This is a genomic window from Kribbella orskensis, from assembly GCF_004342085.1.
Lineage (GTDB): Bacteria > Actinomycetota > Actinomycetes > Propionibacteriales > Kribbellaceae > Kribbella > Kribbella orskensis.
Genome location: NZ_SLWM01000006.1, coordinates 450,835 through 471,275 on the forward strand (window position 1 = coordinate 450,835; position 20,441 = coordinate 471,275).

Sequence of the window (20,441 nt, forward strand, 5' to 3'; positions counted from 1 at the left end):
GCGCGCTTCGAAGGCGTGAGTCAGCGGACGCCGGACCACACGATCCGCTCGGCGAAACCCCCGCGGGCCGCTGCTTTGTCCTCGCGGACCTTCTCCAGTTGGGCTTTGCTGATCCCGAGCTCGGCGGCCAAGGCGTAGACGACCTCCAGTACGTCGGCCAGTTCCTCCGGGGCATGCTCGTCGTCGGCTTTCAGGAACTCGTCGACTTCCTCGGCGAGCTTGTCCCGCAGTCGCCGGCGGTACTCGGCGGCGTCTGCCCGGTAGGTGATCGGCTCCTCACCCTTGGCTCGAATGATGTCGGGGATCAGATCCCGCACCAGTTTCCCGTCAGCCGTCAACTCTTTCCTCCATTGGCGGTGATGCCGGTGAGGGCGGTGACCAGGGTGGTGCGGGTTGACGCGGACAGGTCGGAGGTCAGGGCGTCGATGCGGGTGGTGAAGGCGTTGTGGGCTTCGTGGGCGAGGGCCAGGCCCTCGGTGGTGAGGGCGATCTGGCAGGCGCGGCGGTCGGTCGGGTGAGCCGTGCGGGCGACCAGTGAGCGACGTTCCAGGCGGTCGACCATGCTGGTCAGGCTGGAACGTTCGATGCTGAGTATGCGGCTGAGATCGGTCATGCCGAGCGGGCCGCCGAGGAGTACGCAGAGCAGGTGCGCCTGCTGGGGAGTCAGCCCGAGCGGGCGGCTCGTCTCGGCGTACAGGTCCTGGAGGACGTGCATCAGGCTGACCAGGGAGCCGACCAGCTCCGTGTCGCTCGCTGTCTTGGTGGCCACCACCCCACTGTAGTCCGAAGGGCGGAAAGTTTGGTCTCCTGATACTTAGTAGAGCTAGTATTTAGGTCTACGAAGTAAATGGGAGGCAGACGATGAACGTGCGTTTCGGCTACGGCTCACCCAACGGCGTCCGCGACGTCGCGGAGATCCTCGACCTCGCCGTGAAGGCGGACCGGGCCGGGCTCGACGTCTTCTCGGTCTCGGACCATCCGTACCTGGCGGACCACCTCGACGGCTACGCCCTGATCAGCTATGTCCTCGGCCGCACCGAGCGGATCTCCGCGCTTGTGAACGTGACCAATCTCCCGCTCAGACCCGCGCCGATGCTCGCCCGTACTGCGACCTCGCTGACCGCGCTCTCCGGCGGCAGATTCGTCCTCGGCCTGGGTGCGGGTGGTGCCTGGGACCGCATCACCACGATGGGGGTGCCTAGAATCCGCCCCGCCGAGGCGGTCGAGAAGTTCGAGGAGGCGATGGTGCTCATCCACGAACTGTCAGGCGGGGGTCCGGCCGTCACCAACGACACGGTTCGAGGCATCGTCCCCGCGGCCGTCCCGGCCCCATTGATCTGGACAGGCTCGAACGGCCCGAAGTCTCTCGCCGCGACCGGCCGCCAGGCAGACGGCTGGATTCCCGGCCATGCCGCCGACTGGATCAGCGAAGTCTACAGAGACGGCCGCCGCATCATCGACGAGGCCGCGCTGAGCGTCGGCCGCAAACCGTCGGACGTCGCGACGATCTTCAACCTGCCCGGCGTCATCACGTCCCAGCCGCGCAGCCGGGTCCGCGACGCCGACGGCCGCTGGATCGGCGGATCACCGGCGCAGTGGATCGAGGAGCTGACCACCGCCGTCCTCCAGTACGGCGCCGCCGGGTTCACGCTGTTCGCCCGCGGCACCGAGCCGCTCGAGCACACCCTCGACCTCTGGGCCCAGGAGATCGCCCCCGCAGTACGAGCCGCGACTTCGTAACTGCAGCCATGGGGTCTCGCGTCGGGTTCAGGTGAGGGTTGCGAGCTCTTCAGGAGTGAGGGTTAGGGCGCCGGCGGCGATGTTCTCGTCCAAGTGGGCGGGGTTGCCGGTGCCGGGGATGGCCAGGACGTTGGGGGATTGGTGGAGGGTCCAGGCCAGGCGGATCTGCTGGGTGGTGGCGTTGTGGGCTGCGGCGAGCGCCTGTACTGCGGCCGAGGAGGCGGGCATGGCGCCGCGTCCGCCCGAGGCGCCGGCTATTGCGAAGAAGGGGACGTAGGCGATTCCGCGGTCCGCGCAGGTGCGGAGGAAGGTGTCGTCGGAACGGTGGGTGTCCAGGGAGTAGCTGTTCTGGACGCAGACCAACGGGGCGATCGGCTCGGCCTCGTCGAGGTGGTCGGGGCGGACGTTGGAGATCCCGAGGTGGCGGATCAGGCCGGCGTCGCGGAGTTCGGCGAGCCAGCCGAAGCGTTCCGCGATAGAGCCGGAGCCGTCCATGACCCGCAGGTTCACCACGTCGAGGTGGTCGCGGCCCAGCTGACGGAGGTTCTCCTCGACCTGGGTCCGCAGCTCGGCAGCCGTGGTCGCGTTGTAGAACCCGCGCTCCGGGTTGACCCCGGGCCCGACCTTGGTGGTGATCACCAGGTCCTCCGGGTACGGCGCGAGCGCCTCCCGGATCAGCTCGTTCGCGTACCGCGTCGGCCCCTCGTCGCTGATCCCGGGCGTCCCGCCGGGCGTGGCGTAGAACGCGGCGGTGTCGAGGTGGTTCACGCCCAGCTCGACCGCGCGGCGCAGTACGCGGATGGCGACGGAGCGGTCCGGGTTCGCCGTGATGCGCATGGCGCCGAAGCCCATCCGGTTGACGGTGAGGTCGCCTAGCTTCCAGGTACCCGCGGCTGCCGCGGTGATGTCAGAGGGCACTAGTTCGGTCACTCCTCGATCGCGCCGCCGACGCCACGCAGATGCTCGCGGAACGTCAAGGACGGCCGCTTCTTCCGCTCCGCGAGATAGATGTCGAACCGCACCTGCTCGCGCAACGACGTACCGGCGTTGATCTGCGCGGCCTGGCGCCGTTCGGTGTCGCGGATCGACTCGGCGAGGTCGAGCAGTTCGTCGACGCGCGCCGCGGGGATGAAGACGACGCCGTCCTCGTCGCCCACTACTACGTCGTCGGACGTGACGGTCCACTCGCCCACAGTGGCGGACTGCAGCGCATCGGCGGGCAGGGTCCGCATCTCCAGCGGGCCGGTCGGCATGGCGCCCAGGCTGTAGACCGGCAGCCCGATCGCCTGGATGTCGACGGTGTCGCGATGCAGGCCCCAGACGACCAGCCCGGCGAGTCCTGCCGCCTTCGCCTCCAACGTGACCAGATCACCCACGCACGCCTCGTCGCGCCGGCCGCCGTTGTCGACCACGAGCACGTCGCCCGGCAAGGCCGATTCGAATGCCTCGAGGAAGATGTCGACGCTCCCGACATGCTGCGCGGGCAGCACCCGGCCGGCGACCCGCGCGGCGACCACCGGGCGCAGCGAGACCGTACGGACGGGCAACCCAGCCCGCAGGCAGGCGTCGGCGACGTGAGCAGTGGCGAGGTTCCCGAACCGCATCTGAAGATCAGCCATTCCCTGACCATAGTCAGAGAATGGAAACCCCACCACCGGTACGCCGTACTGCGGGTCGCCCGGCGCGACGCAGTACTGCGCTCCGGGTGGTCAGCGGGAGAGGAAGGTGATGATCTCGGGGAGGCCGGGGTGGTAGCCGTCAGTGGTGTCGACGGCGAGTTCGGGGACCGGCAGGGCGACGCGGTTGAAGGCGTCGTGGCGGCGGCGCCAGTTGTCGTTCGGGGTGTGGCCGTCCTCGTGCGCCTTGCGGAGTTCGTTGCCGGCGGCACGTTCGGTGATGCGGGCCTGCGCGACCTCGGCCGAGACGGTGCAATGGACGATGCGGAGCTCGGCGAGGTCCATGAACGGCGTGAGCCGCGGACCCCAGATGTGGTCCTGGAACGCGGCCTCCACTACGACCGTCGTACCCCGGCCGATCAGCAAGCCGATCACGTCGAAGAACGTGGACAGCGTGCGCATCGTCAGCGGATCCGACGGCCCGGGCACGAACCCGGGGTTCGCGTGCACCATGCCTTCCTTGATCTCGTCGCGGCAGATCGCCGGACAGCCGACCGCCGCGGCGACCTGGTGGGCGAGCGTGGTCTTGCCCGTGCCCGGGGGACCGCTGATCACGATGAGCATGGGTTTCGCCGGCACCGGGGCACCCTAGCCTGTAGCTGGTCCCCGTGTCCGGATATGGCTGGACGTGGGGCGAACGGGTTCGCAGGATGAGTCAGTGACCACGTACTCCGCTGTCCGCACCACCGGCATCTACTGCCGGCCCGGCTGCGGCGCGAAGCCCCTCGCGGAGAATGTGCGGACCTTCGAGTTGGCGGCCGCGGCCGAGGCGGCGGGGTATCGCGCGTGTCTGCGGTGCAGGCCGTACCGGGTCGCCGGGACCGTCGCCGACGATGCGCCCGAACTCGTCTGCCGAGCGGTCCAGTTGATCATCGGGGGAGCACTCGACGAGGCGGACGAGTCGGCGCTGGGAGCGCGGTTGGGGTTGTCGGCGCGACATCTGCGGCGGATGTTCAACGATCACCTCGGCGTCACGCCGGACCAGTTCGCGCGGTCGCGGCGGGCGCACTTCGCGCGGCGGTTGCTGGACGACTCGGAGTTGACGATCGCGGATGTCGCCTTCGCTTCCGGGTTCGGGAGTCTGCGGCAGTTCAATCGGGCGATGCGGGAGGTGTTCCGGTCGACGCCGCGCGAACTCCGGGAACGCCGTCGCCGCACCGATCGCCTGGTCGCGGACGGTGGACTCGTACTGCGGATGCCGTTCACCCCGCCGTACGACTGGCACGCGATGGTCGGGTTCCTCGCCGAACGCGCGATTCCAGGCGTGGAGTCGGTGGTGGACGGGGTCTACCGCCGCACGATCGGCCTGGACGGCGAACCGGGTCTGCTCGAGATCGCTCCCGGCGGCACCGACCACCTGCTCCTGCGCGCCCATCTCCCTTACTGGGAAGGCGTCATCCACGTCGTCGAACGAGCCGCTCGCCTGGTCGGCCTGGAAACAGAACCCCTGCTCGCCGCCGCCCAACTCGCTCGCGACCCGGTGATCGGCCCGCTGATCGAAGCCCGCCCGGGCGTCCGCGTCCCCGGCGCCTGGGCCCCCTTCGAGATCGCCGTCCAGGCAGTCATCCGAGACCAATCACCCACAGACGCCGATGAGCTACTCGCCCGCTTGATCCAAGTCGCAGGAACCCGCGTGCCCGGCCTCGACCACGGCCTCACCCACGCCTTCCCGTCCGCGGAAGCCCTGTACTCCGCGCCGCACGGTGCCGGCGACACCGTGCAGGCTCTCGCCGCAGAAGTTGCTGCGGGCAACATCAGGCTAGACGGCGCGGAGGCCCTCGAGGAACTGGTCGCCTCCCTCACCGCGATCCGCGGCATCACCGAACAGGCCGCCCACGAAATCGCCCTCCGCCTGGGTGCCAGAGATGCCTTCCCCCGCACCCCAACCCGGGAGTCCGAATCCTGGCACCCTTGGCGAGCCTTAGCCAGCATCCACCTCCTGACCGCCGATCGTGAGGGCGGTCAGATGAGTGTGGTGTAGGTGCCAGCTGCCAGTAGCTCGCGGGTGGTTGCGGCGGCGAGGTTGTAGGCGGCGGTGGTGATGGCGGGGCCGAGGCTGATTCGGGCTACGCCGAGTGAGGTGAGGTCTCCGACAGTGGGGGCTCCTGGGCCGACCATGATGTTGAGAGGGAGTGGTGATCCAGCCACGAGTTCCTGGATGGTGGGTGGGTCGGTGACGCCTGGTATGAAGAGCACGTCGGCACCCGCCTCGGCGTACAGCTTGGCTCTTTGCAGGGTGCCTGTTCCGTCGCCGAAGAGGTAGGTGTCGGTGCGGGCGTTGATGCAGAGGTCGAGGCCGGCGGCGACGGCCGCCTCGCGGGCGGCGGCGATGCGTTCTGCCTGAGCGGTCGCCTCCAGCAGGGAACCGTTGGAACTGTCCTCCAGATTGATGCCGACAATGCCGATCTCGATGACCTCGGCAACTGTCGACGCCACGTCGGCCGGCGTCGCGCCGTACCCGGCTTCGATGTCGGCGGTGACTGGCACGGAGACGACGGCGACGATGCGTCGCAGGGCGTCGAGCGCGTCGGCACGGCTCAGCCCGCCGCCGTCCTCGACGCCAAGAGCCCACGACACCCCGGCGCTCGTCGTCGCGATCGCTCGAGCACCGGCCGCCTCGATCGCCTTCGCAGAGCCTGCGTCCCACGCGTTCGGCAGTACCAACGGAGCCGATCCGTGGTGCAGAGCCCGGAAGGCGCGAGCCTGCGCCTTCTGGTCGATGGCCGCGCCGCTCACAGGCTGACCAGCAATTCGTGGTCGATCTCGACGAACTCCACGATCAGGTCCGCGAACTGACCCGCGATCAGTTCCTTGTATGCCGCCGATCCCGTGTGCGAGTCGTACGCCGCCTGGTCGGCGAAGTGCTCCACGAACAGCAGGTAGTCGGGGTTCGCCGGATCCCGGTAGACACGGAACGACAGTGTGCCTTCCTCCTGCCCCGGGCCCTGCGGAGCGAAGGCCCGGACGAGTTCCTCCGCGTTTGCCTGGTTGCCGTCCTTGAGCTTGATGGGGAACACCTTTGCGAGCACTTTCTTCCTCCTGGCTGAGTGGTGAGGAATCAAGCGTCACCCGCACCGGCACGCCGGGTCTGGCCACATTCGGCCATCGTGGTTCGTCTCATTATCCAAGATGATATGTCTCATCACGCAAGATCTTGGTCTAGCCTGAAGCGTGTCGACGAGGACGAAGGAGTCCGGGATGAACAACGTGTACACCCACGGCCACCATGAATCGGTACTGCGCTCGCACAGCTGGCGCACCGCGGAGAACTCGGCCGGGTATCTCCTCCCGCAGCTCCGGCCAGGCAGGTCCCTGCTCGACATCGGCGCCGGCCCCGGCACGATCACCGCCGACCTCGCGGCTCTGGTCCAGCCGGGCCGGACGACCGCGCTCGAGGCGAACGAAGCCGCCCTCGACATCACCCGCGCCACCTTCGCCAAGCTCGACATCGAGGTGGACTTCGTCGTCGGCGACGTGCACCGGCTCGAACTCCCGGACGACTCGTACGACGTGGTGCACGCGCACCAGGTCCTGCAGCACGTCGGTGATCCCGTGCAGGCGCTGAAGGAGATGCGCCGGGTCTGCAAGCCCGGCGGGATCGTCGCCGCGCGGGACTCGGACTATCACGCATTCACCTGGTTCCCGGAGTTGCCTGAGCTCGACGAGTGGATGGACCTCTACCAGCGGATGGCGCGGGCGAACGGCGGCGAACCTGACGCAGGCAGGCGCTTGTTGGCGTGGGCACTGGCCGCCGGGTTCGAGAGGGTTGAGACGACGGCGAGCAACTGGACCTTCGCGAACCAGCCGGACCGGGACTGGTGGGGTGGCATGTGGGCCGACCGCATCCTGCAGTCCGACCTCGCCCGCCAGGCGCGCGCCGCCGGCGTACCGGAGGGAGATCTGCAGCGGATCTCCGACGCCTGGCGCACCTGGTCAGCGGCCCCCGACGGCTTCATCTCCTTGCTCCACGGCGAAATCCTGGCGACTGCCTGAACTTTTGTCGGTGGGCCCTGCCTAGCATCGGCGGCATGATCGACTACAGCGTGCCTGGGCCTCTGACCGAACTTCGCCCTGACCAGGTTCACCTGGCCGATAGCCTGCCGACGGACCCGCGCGCTATCTGCAAAGCCGTGCAGAGCTTGGTGATCCAGCCACGCGATGCGCCCGCGGCCGGCATCCCCGACGAGCGCATCCCGGAGAAGAACCTGCGCTCGGCCGCCGCCCTAGTCGACGCCCTGATCGCCCAGGATCCACGACCCTTGAGCGAGGCCCGCACTGCGGAACGCCGCGTGGTCGGGACATGCCGTCACTTCGCGACGCTGGCCACGGCTCTGCTGCGGTTCCGGGGGGTGCCGGCCCGGGCGCGCTGCGGGTTCGGCGCCTACTTCGTGAAAGGGCGGAACCTCGACCATTGGGTGATCGAGTACAGACCGGCCCAGGGCGATCGCTGGATCCGGCTCGACGTCGAGAACCTCGACCGGCACTGGCCCGCACACCTCGACGATCTCCAGCCCGGGGAGTTCCTGACCGGCGGCGAGGCCTGGCAGTGGTACCGGACGGGTGAGGTCGACGGCGACCTCTTCGGCGTCGGGGGACCCGATCCGGTCTGGGGGCCGGGGGAGATCCGTGGCAACGCGATCCGCGATCTCGCCGCGCTGAACAAGGTGGAGATGCTGCCGTGGGACGAGTGGAGCCGGATGGACGACTCCTACCAGGGCAGGACCGGTCCGGACTTCGATGCGCTGATGGACGAGATCGTCGCCACGACCGACCCCGAAAGCCTTTACCGGAAGGAGGATCTGGCCGTACCCGAGGAGCTGATCAACTAGCCAGCACGACGAGGTAGCCGTCCGGGTCGCGAAGCCAGAGTTCGTGGTGGTGCGCGTTCGGGTTGAGGTGCACGCCGGTCTGGATCGTCGCGCCCATTGCCGCCGCCCGAGCAGCCGCCTCCCTGAGCGAGGCTGGCGAGCCGGCCGAGTCGAGGGGGCCGGTCGAGTCGGGGGAGGCGAGACCGAACCACAGGGCGACGCCGTTGCCCAGAGGTTGATCGGGATCGCCGATCGTGCCGTGGTGGTGCTCCGACTCCTTCCGGTGCAGCTGGAGGATCAGCTCTCCGTCGACGACGATCTGCTCGTACTCCGGTCCGCCGTGGCCGCTCGCCGCGCCCAGCAGTTCGCAGTACCAGGCGCTGCTCTTCTCCACGTCGGTCACCGCGATCATGGTTTGGGGTCGCACAGAAACAGTCATGGTGACGACGCTAGGCGCCCGCGCCGCCGCCCGTCTTGGACGAATGGGCACGCTGCCGGGAAACCTCGTAAAGCACAGCAGTCGCGGCGTTGGCCGCGTTGAGCGAGCTCGCCGAGCCGGTCATCGGGATGCGGACCAGGTGATCGGCGAGGTCCTTCCAGGCTGCGCTCAGGCCGGAGGTCTCGTTGCCGATCAGCAGCAACGTCGGGCCGGTCAGGTCGAAGTCGTAGATGTCGGCCTCGCCGTGCTCGTCCGTGCCGACGACCACGATCGGTACGCCGTGCGCGCGCTGCGTCTCGACCCACTCCATCACCTCGTGCTGCGAGGGGACCCGGACCGCGGGCAGCGCGAAGAGTGATCCCGTGCTCGCTCGCACCGACTTCGGGTCGTACACGTCGGCCGCGTGGCCCGTGACGATCAGCCCGTCGGCGCCGAACGCGTCGGCGGACCGGATGATCGAGCCGATGTTGCCCGGCCCGGTCGGCCGGTCGAAGACGACACCGAGGAAGTAGGGCCCGACCTGGATCCGGTTCAGGTCGTCGGCCGGCATCTCGAGTACGGCGACCACCTCGGGCGCGGCCTCCTCCTTCTCGCCCAGTTCCGCGAGCAACTCCGGCGCCATGCTGACCCGCTCGGTCAAGGGCAGTCGCTGCAGCAGATCCTGCGCCCAATGCGACAGCGGCCGCGCGGAACCGTAGATGAACGCGCGGACCGGCCAGCCGTGATCCACCGCGAGGGTGATCGGCCGGACGCCCTGGACCAGGAACTCCCCGGCCCGCTGCCGCTTGTTCCGGTTGGACAGCAACGCCTGCCACACCTGGAACCGGGCATTCCGGCTACTGATCCGCTGCACCGCGGCCATCGGTCCTCCGTGAAGTCAGCCGAACGAACCCCCACACTACGAGGGCCGGCAGCCAGGCGAGGAACAGCCAGGGCACCCGCCACCACCAGCCGACGTCGACGCCCGCCTCAGGTTGCTCCGCTGCGACCAGGGGCCGGGCCGTCGCCGACCATGCCAGGAACGCGTCACCGATCGGCACCAGGCCGAGGGCGTAGCGCTTGCTGTGCAGACCATGCAGAGGTACGCCGAGCAGGTCTCCTTCCCGCGCGAGGACATCCGCCAGCGGATCGTGCTGGACACGCGAGGCTCCCAGCGTGACAGCCGTCGCCGACAAGCTGACCCCGAACACCAACGGCCCCGAGTCGACATCACCCGCGCCGTCCACCCCGTGCGGAAACTCGCGCACGGCCGGCCCCAGCGAGGTCACGAACCTCTCCCGGAAGATCCCGTACTGCGAACGCGCGAAGTCCGGGTCGATCTCCACCAGGAACCGGTGGATCATGCTCTGCGAAGTCGCTCGTGCGCCGGTGGAGACCGGGGTCACCTGATGCGGCATCAACCCGGTCGCCGGGTCCAGCCGGGTCTTCACACCATCCAGCCACCGCGACACCGTCGGCTGGAACCGCGGAGTCACCAGGTGGTCGTGCAGCCGGAGCGACGCGATCGCCACGGTGGAGTCGACCGGCCACGCCTGACCCGGATACGCCTGCAGATAAGGGGTTTCTGAGGTATCGAAGGCCTTCGTGAGTTCCTCGGACTCCCGGGTGAACTCCGTCGGATCCCGCGAGTCCGCAGGCTCGAGCGCCAGGATTCCGCCGCGCAACCAGTTGGTCCACCCGGCGTGGAAGACGCCGTACCGGGGTGTCAGGGCGGCATCGAAAGGAGCTGTTCCGTCGGGGGACTGGATGCGTTGGAGCGCCCAGTTCGCCTCGCGCAGCGCTTCCGGCGCGCGGGCGGGCGAGTCGAGCCCGACCTGAACCCAGGTCAGGCCGTAGAGCACGTTCACGAAGAAATAACCCTCGGGGAAGAGTTGCTGGGCGTCGTGGTCCGCCCCGTCATCGATCGCGGCGCGGAGGAACGCCAACTGCTTCACGGCTCCCTCGCGCGGATCCGGCCGGGGCAGTACCAGGCGCGCGGTACCGGCCACCGCGAACAGCACAGCGAGAACCACCAGCACCTTGCGCAGCATGGTCGGCCCCCGCGGTTCGTCGAAGTACTGCCTCGAAGTACTGCGTTGAACCGTAGAACCCCGCGGAGGTCAGGCGACGGATTCGAGCAGGCCCAGCTGGTTTCCGTCCGCGTCGGTCACGGTGACCAGGCGCTGGCGGCCGCTCGCGACGATCTGGGGGTCGGTGCTGGTGATGCCGTGGGTGGCGAGTTCGGCCAGTGCCGGGTCGAGTTCGTCGACGGTGAAGTTGACCGCGGTCCGGCCGGCCCGGTCCGGGTCCTGGAAGACCTGGACGACGCCGCGGTCGCTCAGGTGCCACTCGGCCAGCGAGTCCATCGGCCGGGTGTCGGCCGGGCGGCCGAAGAACGACTCGTACCAGTCGCACGCCGGACCGAAGTCCGTCACCGGGATCACCGCGAGCACTGCCTTGATCGTCACCGTTCGTCGCCTACTTCCCATCAGGGTCGCCCTGGGCGGCCGACCTCCCCTTCACCCGTCGGTGCCCAGTTCCCTGCTCCGCCACACCGAGCATGCCGAGATGGTTATCTGCATGCCGAGATCGGACAGGGGACTGCGAAGTTCTGCAAATCGCTCCGCGGGAGTACGGTCGCGAGCATGGACGTCGACGCGGTGGTCGCGGGGTTGTCGCTGGCGGAGAAGGCTTCGTTGTGCCGGGGGTCCGGGTTCTGGCATACGCAGGCGATCGAGCGGGCCGGGATCCCGCGGGTGATGGTCACCGACGGGCCGCACGGACTGCGGAAGCAACCCGGTGACGCCGACCACGTGGGGTTGTCCGGCAGCGTCCCCGCGACCTGCTTCCCGACGGCCTCCGCGCTGGCCTCGTCGTTCGACACCGACCTGCTGTACCGCGTGGGCGAGGCGCTGGGCCGCGAGTGCCGGGCCGAGCAGGTCGGAGTACTGCTCGGGCCGGGGGTGAACATCAAGAGGTCGCCGCTCTGCGGGCGCAACTTCGAGTACTTCTCCGAGGATCCGCTGGTCGCCGGAGTGCTCGCCGCCGCGGCGGTGCGCGGAGTACAGAGCCAAGGCGTCGGGACGTCGCTCAAGCATTTCGCGGCCAACAACCAGGAGACCGACCGGCTCCGGGTCAGCGCCGACGTCGACGAGCGCACCCTGCGGGAGATCTACCTGCCCGCGTTCGAACGGGTGGTGACCGAGGCCCAGCCGTGGACCGTGATGTGCTCCTACAACAAGATCAACGGCACGTACGCCTCCCAGCACCACTGGCTGCTCACCGAGGTACTCCGCGACGAGTGGGGCTTCGAAGGCATGGTGGTCTCGGACTGGGGTGCCGTGGCCGACCGGGTGGCCGCGCTGGCTGCCGGACTCGACCTGGAGATGCCGCCGAACCTCCAGACCAGCGACGCGCAGATCATCGAGGCAGTGCAGAGCGGAGCCCTCGACGAGGCCGTGCTCGACACCGCGGTCACCCGGGTGCTCAACCTGGTCGACCGAACCACCACAGACAAAGGTGACCCACTGGACCTCGAGGCGCACCACGCGTTGGCCCGCGCGGCCGCTCGCGACTGCCTCGTGCTCCTCCGCAACGACGACACCATCCTGCCGCTCACGCCCGAACCGGGCAGCACGCTCGCCGTCATCGGCGAGTTCGCCCGGACCCCGCGGTACCAGGGCGCCGGCAGTTCCCAGGTGAACCCGACCAAGGTCGAGACAGCGCTCGACGAACTCACCCGTGCGGCCGAAGGCGTGACGGTCGCGTTCGCGGCGGGCTTCGGCCTCGGCACAACCGCCGACGACGAGTCGCTGGCTCAGGAAGCAGTGGAGCTGGCGAGCCGGGCCCACACGGTTGTCGCCTTCCTAGGGCTCCCGGCGAGCGACGAGTCCGAAGGTTTCGACCGCGACCACCTCGACCTCCCCGCCTCGCAGACCGCCCTGGTCGTCCGGCTGGTGGCGGCGAACCCGCGCCTCGTCGTCGTCCTGGCGAACGGCTCAGCGATCAGGCTGGACGGCTGGGAGCACCACGCCAAGGCCGTGCTCGAGACCTGGCTCGGTGGCCAGGCCGCAGGCGGCGCGATCGCCGACGTCCTGCTCGGTACTGCGAACCCGTCCGGCCGCCTGGCGGAGACCCTCCCGCTGCGATTGGAGGACAATCCGTCATACCTCAACTTCCCCGGCGACTCGGGCCACGTCCGGTACGGCGAGGGCGTGTTCGTGGGTTACCGCGGGTACGACGCACTCGCCCGCGAGGTGAGCTACCCGTTCGGGCACGGCCTCTCGTACACGACCTTCGAGTACGCCGACCTCGTCGTCGAGCAGACCGGCAGCCACGCGGCCGGCGACCTCGCGATCAGCGTGAAGTGCAACGTGACGAACACCGGGCAGCGAGCCGGCAAAGAGGTCGTCCAGCTGTACGTCGGTGCCCCCGACGCATCCGTCGCCCGGCCGATCCGGGAGCTGAAGAGTTTCGCCAAGGTCGACCTCGCGCCGGGCGAGACCACGCAGGTCGAGCTCATGCTGGGAAGCCGCGACCTGTCCTACTGGTCCGAGCTCCACCATCGCTGGGTGCTCGAAGCAGGCCGCTTCGACCTCGCCGTCGGGGCGTCTTCGCGCGACCTGCGCCTCACCACGTCGCTCGACGTCGACACACCGCCGGTGGCCGCGCCGCTCGACGACTCGTCCAGCCTGCAGGAGTGGCTGGCCGACCCGATCGGAGGTCCGTTGCTCTTGGCAAGCATTGGCGCGAGCGACGCCGGTACTCCGAACGGCGTGCTCGGCGACGCGGAACTCCTCCAGGTGATCGGCAACTTCCCGCTCAGACGACTGTGCGCGTTCCCCGGCATGGTCGTCGACAACAAGACGCTAGACGGCCTCCTCGAACAACTAGGTGCCCAGCGTTGACTCCCGGGTGACCAGCCGGGTCGGCATCTCCACCAGGCCAGGGTGCGGGTTGTCGGCGATCGCGTCGAGCAGGAGCTGCGCAGTACGGCGGCCGAGTTCTTCGAGCTCCAGATCGACCGTGGTGAGGGGCGGGCGGCTCGCCAGCGCCATCACGCTCCAGTTGTCGTAACCGGTCACGGCGAGGTCGTCCGGCACGGACCGGCCGAGCTCGCGCAGGCGGTCGCACACCCCGCGGGCGATCTGGTCGCTGCCGCACGAGATCGCGTCCACCTCGTCGCCGCAGCAGCGGAGCAGGACGTCGACCGCGTGGCGGCCCCAGCGTTCGCTCCACTCCCCGTGCATCGGCTCACCCACGAAGGCATCGCCGGCTGACTCGATAGTCGCGGCCGCTCGTGCCCGCGCGCTGTTGTGGGTCGCGGGCCCGGTGACATGGGCGATCCGCCGGCGGCCGAGGCTGAGCAGATGCCGGACCGTGGAGGACGCGCCGCCGTGGTCGTCGACGATCACCGAGGTATCGGCCGGATCGGTCGACGGGCTGAAGGCGTAGACCACGGGGATCGGTACGTCGATCGGCTCGCGCGCCTCGGTCCGCCGGCCGGTGACGATGATCCCGTCGACCCGCCGGGACACCAGTGATCGCAGGTAGTGCTGCTCGCGCAGGGGATCGTCCCGGGTGTCGCACAGCACGAGCGCCATCTCGCCGGCGCTGAGCGCGTCCTCCGCGCCGAGCATGATCGGGATGCTGAACCGGCCCGAGCTGTCGGTGGTGATCAGGCCGACGGTGTAGCTGCGGCCCGACGACAGGGCGCGGCCGCGGCTGTCCGGCGTGAAGCCCAGTTGTTCGGCGGCCCGGCGGACCCGTTCGCGGGTCTCCTCACGGAGCTGGCCGGTGTCGTTCAGCGCCTTCGACGCGGTGCTCGTGGAGACGCCCGCGAGCGCGGCGACATCGGTGATCCGTGGCAGCGACGGTCCGCGCGACGCCATCCGGCACCTCCTCAGCAGGCCTATCTATGGACTTTCCGGACTTTCCGCAGTCAGCTCGTACGGTACCCCAGCCGATCCGGAACTCTCGGCATCTAACCAGCTCCGAGGGGTTGACTAGGCCGGTGAAGCTCTCTACGTTCGATCAGGAAAACGTGTTCCGGATTTCCGCCCCAGTCCAGGAGTCGCTGATGAGCGCCAGCCCGGAAGCAGCCACCACCTCCCTCAGCCCGGCCGCCGCCCGCCGCGGGAGGTGGCAACCGGTCGGTCTCGGACAGGCCCGGATCGGCAGCGGATTCTGGGCCCCGAGGCAGACCCGGAACGGCGATCAGGCGATCCCGTTCGGGCAGCAGCAACTCGAGTCGGCCGGCAACCTGCACAATCTGCGGCTGGCCGCGGGGATCGGCGATGGCGAGGCGATCGGGCCGGTGTTCGCCGACTCCGACGTCTACAAGTGGCTCGAGGCCGTCGCCTGGGAGTACGGCCGGAACCCTTCCGAGGAGCTCCTCGAGCGCCAGCGAGAGCTGACCGCGATCGTCGCGGCCGCGCAACGCGAGGACGGCTACCTCGACTCCGTCGTGCAACTCCGGTACGGCGACGAGGGCCGCTACCAGCAGCTAGTCTGGAGCCACGAGCACTACTGCGCCGGTCACCTGATCCAGGCGGCGCTCGCGCAGGTCCGGTGCACGGGGGATCGCGAACTCCTCGAGGTCGCGATCAAGCTGGCGGACCACCTGGTCGCGTCCTTCGGTGACAGCGACGGCGAGGGTGACGGCAAGACCGTGGATGTCGACGGTCATCCGGTGATCGAGATGGCCCTGGTCGAGCTGTACCGCGAGACCGGCACGAGCGCGTACCTCGAGCTCGCCCGCTGGTTCGTCGAGGCCCGCGGCCACGGCATCATCGCGAACCACGGCCACGAACCGACGTACTTCTCCGACCGGGTTCCCGTGCGAGAAGCCGCCACCGTGGAGGGCCACGCGGTACGGGCGGTCTATCTCGCGGCCGGCGCGACGGATGTGGCGCTGGAGACCGGTGATGCGGAGTTGCTCGAGGCGTTGAAGAGGCAGTTCGCGCACATGTGGTCGACGAAGACCTACGTGACCGGCGGACTCGGCGCGCGGTGGGATGGCGAGGCGTTCGGCGACGAGCACGAGCTGCCGCCGGACCGCGCGTACGCCGAGACGTGCGCCGCGATCGGTGGCATCCAGTGGGCCTGGCGGATGCTGCTGGCGACGGGCGAAGCGCAGTACGCGGATGCCATCGAGCGGATGCTCTACAACGGCTTCCTGGCCGGCGTCTCGTTGGCCGGCAGCGAGTACTTCTACGTGAATCCGCTCCAATTGCGAGGCTCCGCGCATCCCGACAACAACCGCAGTCCCGCCCACGGCCGACGTGGCTGGTTCGACTGCGCATGCTGTCCGCCGAACATCATGCGCACCCTCGCCAGCCTCGACGGCTACCTCGCGAGCACCAGCACCGACAGCGTCCAGCTCCACCAGTACGCCGCGGGCGCGGTGACGGCAGAGCTGCCAGGGCGCGGCTCGATCGGGCTGACGGTGGAGACGGAGTACCCGTGGCAGGGCTCCGTCCGGGTGACCGTCGAGCAGACGGCGGACGGTCCGTGGGCGCTGGAGCTGCGCATCCCGCAGTGGGCCGAAGGGGCAACCGTCGACGGCGCTCCGGTGGCAGCCGGCGAGTACGCGCGGATCGAGCGAGAGTGGCCGGTCGGTGCCGTCGTGGAAGTCCAGCTGCCGATGAAGCCAAGAGCGGTCACGGCTCATCCGAGGGTCGACGCGGTCCGGGGATGCGTCGCGCTGGAACGCGGGCCGCTGGTCTATGCCGTCGAGCAGGTCGACCAGCAGGCGAACGTCGACGACCTGCACCTGCTGACCGACGCGGACGTTGCCGTCAGCCACGACCCGTCGCTACTTGACGGTGTCACCGTGCTGAGGACCAGAGGCAGGACCGACACCGAGGTCGAGGTCGTCGCGGTCCCGTACTACGCCTGGGCGAATCGCGAGATCGGCGCGATGCGCGTCTGGCTCCCGCGCGGCGACGCGGGGCGGTCTGACCGCCCTGCCGTCAAGGGCTAGCCGCCGCTCAGCCTGTGCTGCACCGCACAATCGAATAATTTGGTATTTGAGATGCCGAATTATGTAGGGTCACGAACGTGCAGCTGACCCGATTCACCGACCTGGGGCTTCGCATTCTGATGCGGCTCGCCGTGTCCGAGGCCGATGGCTCGGGGCCGACCACTCAGTCGGTAGCGGATCAGATGGCGGTCAAGTACACCCACGCCGCGAAGGTCGTGTCGCGACTGCAGAGTCTGGGCGTCGTCGAGACCCGTCGCGGTCGCCATGGTGGGCTGAGCCTCACCGAGCACGGCCGCGCCATGCCGATCGGCCGGCTCGTGCGTGAACTCGAGGGCACGTCGGAAGTCATCGAGTGTGAGGGGACGAATCCCTGTCCGCTGCGCCACGCATGCCGGTTGCGGGCGGTGCTGCGCGATGCGCAGGAAGCGTTCTTCAGAGAACTCGATCCGTTCACGGTGACCGATCTCACCCGGCCGCCGACGGCGGGCGTCCTGCTCTCGCTGGCCGACCGCCCCGCCAGTTAGCGCACCCGTCAACCCTTGTCACCCGTCAACCCCTATGGAGGATGCATGTTGTCAGCCCAGTCGACTCAGGTGGTCACGGCCACGCTGCCGGTGATCGGTGCCGCGATCGACGAGATCACGCCGATCTTCTACCGACGGATGTTCGCCGCGCACCCAGACCTCGAACGGGACCTGTTCAACCGCGGCAACCAGGCACAGGGGGACCAGCAGCGTGCACTGGCAGGTGCCATCGCGGCGTACGCCACCCTCTTGGTCAGCGACAACGCCCCGACGCCCAAGGACCTGCTCGCCCGGATCGCGCACAAGCATGCCTCCTTGGGCATCGCCGAGGACCAGTACGCGATCGTGCACAAGCACCTGTTCGACGCCATCGTCGAGGTACTCGGGGACGCGATCACCCCTGAGGTCGCGGCGGCCTGGGACGAGGTGTACTGGCTGATGGCCAATGACCTCATCGCGATCGAGAAGGAGCTGTACGCGGGAGCGGGCGTGCAGCCCGCACAGGTGTGGCGCACGGTGGTCGTGCGAGCGCGGGTCCAGGAGTCGCCGGACACGGTGTCGTTCGTCGTCGCCTCGCCCGACGGGACGGCGCTGCCTGCGGCGCGACCCGGTCAGTACATCTCCGTGGCATGCACGTTGCCCGACGGTGCCCGGCAGATCCGCCAGTACAGCCTCACCCAGGCGCACCGGGCCGATGAGTGGGCGATCAGCGTCAAGGCCATCGCCGCCTCTCACGCCGACGACGGCTCGCCGATTCCGGAGGGCGAGGTGTCCAACTTCTTGCATCGCAGTGTCTTCGAGGGCGACGAGCTCACCGTTTCGCCGCCGTTCGGCGACCTGGTCCTCGACACCTCCGACGCACCGCTGCTGCTGATCTCGGCCGGCATCGGGTCGACCCCGATCATCGGCATGCTGCACTACCTGACCCACACCGCCTCGCCGCGCGACGTCATGGTCCTGCACGCCGATCGCTCCCCGGCCCGGCACGCCCATCGGCAAGAGCTCAAGGAGCTCGTCGACCAACTGCCCGCGGCCACCCTGCACCGGTGGTACGAGGACCTCGGGGTGCGGCCCACGCGCGACGACCTCCTCGCCGGCCTCGTCGACCTCGACGCCGTGGACATCTCCACCGATGCGCAGGTCTACCTCTGCGGACCGCTGCCGTTCATGGAGTCGGTCCACGGCAGCCTGATCGCCCGCGGGCTGCCCGAAGCCAACATCCGCTATGAGGTGTTCGGCCCCGACAAGTGGCTCGCCACCGTCTGAGGGGCGGTCAAAGGCTGGGCCGGATCTCGTGTTCGGGGTGGGCGGCGGCGTGGCTCGCGGCGGCGCGGCGGCAGAGGTCCATCAGTTCGGGTTCGTTCTTGACCTGCTGCCGGGCCCTGGGACCGAGCGCGATGATGTGGTCGCGGGCGCCGAGCAGCCGGCGGAAGATCCGTTCGCGCTCGCCCGGGTCCGCGGTGTACTCGGAGTCGAGGTAGGCGGCCGCGTCCCGGCGGATCTGGGCCATCGCGGTCTGGGTCCGGCCGCGGGTACTGAACAGCGACGCGAGGATCGTGACCAGCAGCACGCCCAGGATGACGACCAGCGACACGCCGGTGCTGATCTCGGCCACGTCGACGGGCTCACCGCCGTTCACGAACGGCAGGTTGTTCTCGTGCAGTGCGTGCAGGATGAGCTTCGCGCCGATGAACGCGAGGATCGCGGCCAGCCCGTAGGACAAGTAGATGAGCCGGTCCAGCAGCCCGTCGAGGAGGAAGTACAACTGGCGCAGGCCGAGCAGGCTGAAGGCGGTCGCGGTGAACACGATGTAGACGTTCTGGGTCAGGCCGAAGATCGCCGGGATGGAGTCCAGCGCGAACAGCAGGTCGGTGCCGCCGATCGCCACCATCACCAGCAGCATCGGCGTCATCACCCGGCGTCCGTCGACGACGGTGAACAACCGGTCGCCGTCGAACTCGTCGGTGGTCCGGAACAGTCGCCGGCTCAGCCGGACCACGAAGTTCTGCGCCGAGTGGGACTCCTCAGTCTCCGGTTTGAGCATGTTGCCGGCGGTGAGCAGCAAGGCCACGCCGAACAGGTAGAACACCCACGAGAACGTGTTCAGCAGCGCCGACCCGAGGAAGATGAACCCGGTCCGGGCGATCAGGGAGAACCCGATGCCGAACAGCAGTACCTTCTGCTGGTCCTCCCGCGGCACCCTGAAGCTGGTCATGATGATCAGGAAGACGAACAGGTTGTCGACCGACAGGGCCTTCTCGGTGATGTAGCCCGCGAAGTACTCCGAGCCCATCGCCGGGCCGCCGATGATCAGCATGCCGAGTCCGAACAGCAGCGCGATCCCGACGTACACGCTGGACCAGATGGCGGCCTCTCTCAGCCGCGGCGTGTGCGCCGGCCGGACATGGAAGAAGTAGTCGAACAGGAGCAGGCCGACGATGGCCGCCACGGTCAGGATCCAGACCAGCGGGGAAACGGTCATAGTCTCGGGTTCCGATCGCGAAGGGGTGGAAGGCGGCGCGAAGTGCCCCGCGCCCTAGCCAACCATGGGCCCTCGGCGGCTGTCGCCGACCGTCTCGAACAAGCCGATGACCTACTGCTGTTTGCCGGATAGGCATATTTGCACTTTGGGCAAGTTTTGCTACGGTGGCCGGTATGGACACGATCGGGCTGCGGGAGCGGAAGAAGCAGGAGACCCGGATCGCGCTGAGCTGGGCGGCGGTCCGGCTGGTGGTCGAGCGGGGTCTGGACAACGTGCGGGTCGAGGACATCGCCGCCGAGGCCGGGGTCTCGTTGCGGACCTTCCGGAACTACTTCTCCAGCAAGGCCGAGGCGATCGCGGCCCGGCACGTCGACCGAACGCTGCGGATCGCGGAGGCGCTGCGGGCGCGTCCGGCCGACGAGCCGCTGTGGCCGGCCATCCGGACCGCGATCGAGACCCAGTTCGCGCTGGGCCAGGAGGGTCATGGCGGGATGGGGAAGCCGGATGAGCAGTGGCTCGCCGGGATCCGGCTGATGGTGACCGAGCCGGCGTTGCAGGGCGAGCTCGTCAAGGCCGGCGCCACCGCCGAGCAGGAGATGGCGGACGCCATCGCCGCCCGGACGGGCACGAGCGGGATCTATCCGAAGCTCGTCGCCGCCGCGGTGGGCGCCGCTGTCGCGGTGGCGATGAATGAGTGGCTGCGCGCCGATCCACCGATGCCCATGGCCGATCTGCTGAGTGACGCCCTCGATCAACTGCAGGCCGGTCTGCCAGAGCCCAGCTAGAGCCCAGCTACAGATCCACCCGGA

At 68.9% G+C, this 20,441-nt stretch carries 22 protein-coding genes; 9 read left to right on the forward strand and 13 right to left on the reverse strand.

Annotated elements, in window-relative coordinates; all coding sequences use genetic code 11:
* Nucleotides 1-20: 20 nt before the first annotated feature.
* Nucleotides 21-338 (reverse strand): nucleoside triphosphate pyrophosphohydrolase, encoded by a 318-nt coding sequence (locus EV644_RS20020; protein ID WP_132189802.1) that lies wholly within the window; start codon nucleotides 336-338, stop codon nucleotides 21-23.
* The gene (locus EV644_RS20025; RefSeq protein WP_241998395.1) at nucleotides 335-769 is read right to left on the reverse strand and encodes a MarR family winged helix-turn-helix transcriptional regulator; all 435 of its coding nucleotides are present in this window, start codon (nucleotides 767-769) and stop codon (nucleotides 335-337) included. The genes EV644_RS20020 and EV644_RS20025 overlap by 4 nt, the downstream gene beginning before the upstream one ends.
* Nucleotides 770-861: 92 nt before the next feature.
* Between EV644_RS20025 and EV644_RS20030 the strand changes: the two genes are divergently transcribed.
* A complete protein-coding gene (locus tag EV644_RS20030; protein WP_132189803.1) occupies nucleotides 862-1,740 on the forward strand; it encodes an LLM class flavin-dependent oxidoreductase in 879 nt (292 codons plus the stop codon).
* A gap of 27 nt (nucleotides 1,741-1,767) precedes the next feature.
* Here the strand turns inward: EV644_RS20030 and EV644_RS20035 are convergent, their stop codons facing one another.
* The 3 genes from EV644_RS20035 to EV644_RS20045 form a co-directional block, all read right to left on the reverse strand.
* Nucleotides 1,768-2,658: an aldo/keto reductase gene (locus EV644_RS20035; protein WP_305000080.1), complete on the reverse strand. Its 891-nt coding sequence runs from the start codon at nucleotides 2,656-2,658 to the stop codon at nucleotides 1,768-1,770.
* 8 nt (nucleotides 2,659-2,666) lie between these two features.
* Complete coding sequence (locus EV644_RS20040) at nucleotides 2,667-3,359, reverse strand: RraA family protein (RefSeq protein WP_132189804.1); 693 nt, start codon at nucleotides 3,357-3,359, stop codon at nucleotides 2,667-2,669.
* Between the two features lie 90 nt (nucleotides 3,360-3,449).
* A complete protein-coding gene (locus EV644_RS20045; RefSeq protein WP_241998396.1) occupies nucleotides 3,450-3,995 on the reverse strand; it encodes a P-loop nucleotide/nucleoside kinase family protein in 546 nt (181 codons plus the stop codon).
* Between the two features lie 79 nt (nucleotides 3,996-4,074).
* Here EV644_RS20045 and EV644_RS20050 point away from each other — a divergent pair, with 79 nt between their 5' ends.
* Nucleotides 4,075-5,397 (forward strand): DNA-3-methyladenine glycosylase 2, encoded by a 1,323-nt coding sequence (locus EV644_RS20050; RefSeq protein ID WP_132189805.1) that lies wholly within the window; start codon nucleotides 4,075-4,077, stop codon nucleotides 5,395-5,397.
* On the opposite strand, the gene EV644_RS20055 is transcribed toward EV644_RS20050, so the two are convergent.
* The gene (locus tag EV644_RS20055) at nucleotides 5,379-6,152 is read right to left on the reverse strand and encodes an isocitrate lyase/PEP mutase family protein (RefSeq protein ID WP_241998398.1); all 774 of its coding nucleotides are present in this window, start codon (nucleotides 6,150-6,152) and stop codon (nucleotides 5,379-5,381) included. The genes EV644_RS20050 and EV644_RS20055 overlap by 19 nt on opposite strands.
* Entirely contained in the window at nucleotides 6,149-6,445 is a 297-nt protein-coding gene (locus EV644_RS20060) for a putative quinol monooxygenase (RefSeq protein WP_158292883.1), read from the reverse strand. The genes EV644_RS20055 and EV644_RS20060 overlap by 4 nt, the downstream gene beginning before the upstream one ends.
* Nucleotides 6,446-6,614: 169 nt before the next feature.
* On the opposite strand from EV644_RS20060, the gene EV644_RS20065 reads away from it, so the two are divergent.
* Both EV644_RS20065 and EV644_RS20070 read left to right on the forward strand, forming a co-directional pair.
* Nucleotides 6,615-7,409: a class I SAM-dependent methyltransferase gene (locus EV644_RS20065; RefSeq protein ID WP_132189807.1), complete on the forward strand. Its 795-nt coding sequence runs from the start codon at nucleotides 6,615-6,617 to the stop codon at nucleotides 7,407-7,409.
* Nucleotides 7,410-7,444: 35 nt separating this feature from the next.
* Entirely contained in the window at nucleotides 7,445-8,245 is an 801-nt protein-coding gene (locus tag EV644_RS20070; RefSeq protein ID WP_132189808.1) for a transglutaminase-like domain-containing protein, read from the forward strand.
* Here the strand turns inward: EV644_RS20070 and EV644_RS20075 are convergent.
* The 4 genes from EV644_RS20075 to EV644_RS20090 all read right to left on the reverse strand — a co-directional run bounded on the left by EV644_RS20075 (nucleotide 8,238) and on the right by EV644_RS20090 (nucleotide 11,110).
* Nucleotides 8,238-8,663 carry a VOC family protein gene (locus tag EV644_RS20075; protein WP_241998400.1) on the reverse strand — a complete coding sequence of 142 codons (426 nt, stop codon included), beginning with the start codon at nucleotides 8,661-8,663 and terminating at the stop codon, nucleotides 8,238-8,240. The genes EV644_RS20070 and EV644_RS20075 overlap by 8 nt on opposite strands.
* Nucleotides 8,664-8,673: 10 nt before the next feature.
* Complete coding sequence (locus EV644_RS20080) at nucleotides 8,674-9,525, reverse strand: TrmH family RNA methyltransferase (RefSeq protein WP_132189809.1); 852 nt, start codon at nucleotides 9,523-9,525, stop codon at nucleotides 8,674-8,676.
* A complete protein-coding gene (locus tag EV644_RS44645) occupies nucleotides 9,500-10,693 on the reverse strand; it encodes a hypothetical protein (protein WP_158292884.1) in 1,194 nt (397 codons plus the stop codon). Before EV644_RS44645 ends, EV644_RS20080 begins: the two co-directional genes overlap by 26 nt.
* Before the next feature lie 69 nt (nucleotides 10,694-10,762).
* Nucleotides 10,763-11,110 carry a VOC family protein gene (locus tag EV644_RS20090; RefSeq protein ID WP_199239899.1) on the reverse strand — a complete coding sequence of 116 codons (348 nt, stop codon included), beginning with the start codon at nucleotides 11,108-11,110 and terminating at the stop codon, nucleotides 10,763-10,765.
* A 177-nt stretch (nucleotides 11,111-11,287) separates the two neighbouring features.
* Here EV644_RS20090 and EV644_RS20095 point away from each other — a divergent pair, with 177 nt between their 5' ends.
* The gene (locus EV644_RS20095) at nucleotides 11,288-13,549 is read left to right on the forward strand and encodes a glycoside hydrolase family 3 C-terminal domain-containing protein (RefSeq protein WP_132189811.1); all 2,262 of its coding nucleotides are present in this window, start codon (nucleotides 11,288-11,290) and stop codon (nucleotides 13,547-13,549) included.
* Here EV644_RS20095 and EV644_RS20100 read toward each other — a convergent pair.
* Nucleotides 13,532-14,533, reverse strand: coding sequence for a LacI family DNA-binding transcriptional regulator (locus EV644_RS20100; protein ID WP_132189812.1), 1,002 nt, complete (start codon nucleotides 14,531-14,533; stop codon nucleotides 13,532-13,534). The genes EV644_RS20095 and EV644_RS20100 overlap by 18 nt on opposite strands.
* 188 nt (nucleotides 14,534-14,721) lie before the next feature.
* Here EV644_RS20100 and EV644_RS20105 point away from each other — a divergent pair, with 188 nt between their 5' ends.
* The 3 genes from EV644_RS20105 (at nucleotide 14,722) to EV644_RS20115 (ending at nucleotide 18,416) form a co-directional block, all read left to right on the forward strand.
* Nucleotides 14,722-16,626 (forward strand): glycoside hydrolase family 127 protein, encoded by a 1,905-nt coding sequence (locus tag EV644_RS20105; protein WP_132189813.1) that lies wholly within the window; start codon nucleotides 14,722-14,724, stop codon nucleotides 16,624-16,626.
* A gap of 77 nt (nucleotides 16,627-16,703) precedes the next feature.
* The gene (locus EV644_RS20110) at nucleotides 16,704-17,150 is read left to right on the forward strand and encodes an RrF2 family transcriptional regulator (RefSeq protein ID WP_132189814.1); all 447 of its coding nucleotides are present in this window, start codon (nucleotides 16,704-16,706) and stop codon (nucleotides 17,148-17,150) included.
* A gap of 45 nt (nucleotides 17,151-17,195) precedes the next feature.
* Entirely contained in the window at nucleotides 17,196-18,416 is a 1,221-nt protein-coding gene (locus EV644_RS20115) for a globin domain-containing protein (protein WP_132189815.1), read from the forward strand.
* 7 nt (nucleotides 18,417-18,423) lie between these two features.
* Here the strand turns inward: EV644_RS20115 and EV644_RS20120 are convergent, their stop codons facing one another.
* A complete protein-coding gene (locus EV644_RS20120) occupies nucleotides 18,424-19,632 on the reverse strand; it encodes a TerC family protein (RefSeq protein ID WP_132189816.1) in 1,209 nt (402 codons plus the stop codon).
* Between the two features lie 173 nt (nucleotides 19,633-19,805).
* On the opposite strand from EV644_RS20120, the gene EV644_RS20125 reads away from it, so the two are divergent.
* The gene (locus tag EV644_RS20125) at nucleotides 19,806-20,417 is read left to right on the forward strand and encodes a TetR/AcrR family transcriptional regulator (protein WP_132189817.1); all 612 of its coding nucleotides are present in this window, start codon (nucleotides 19,806-19,808) and stop codon (nucleotides 20,415-20,417) included.
* Nucleotides 20,418-20,441 lie beyond the last annotated feature (24 nt).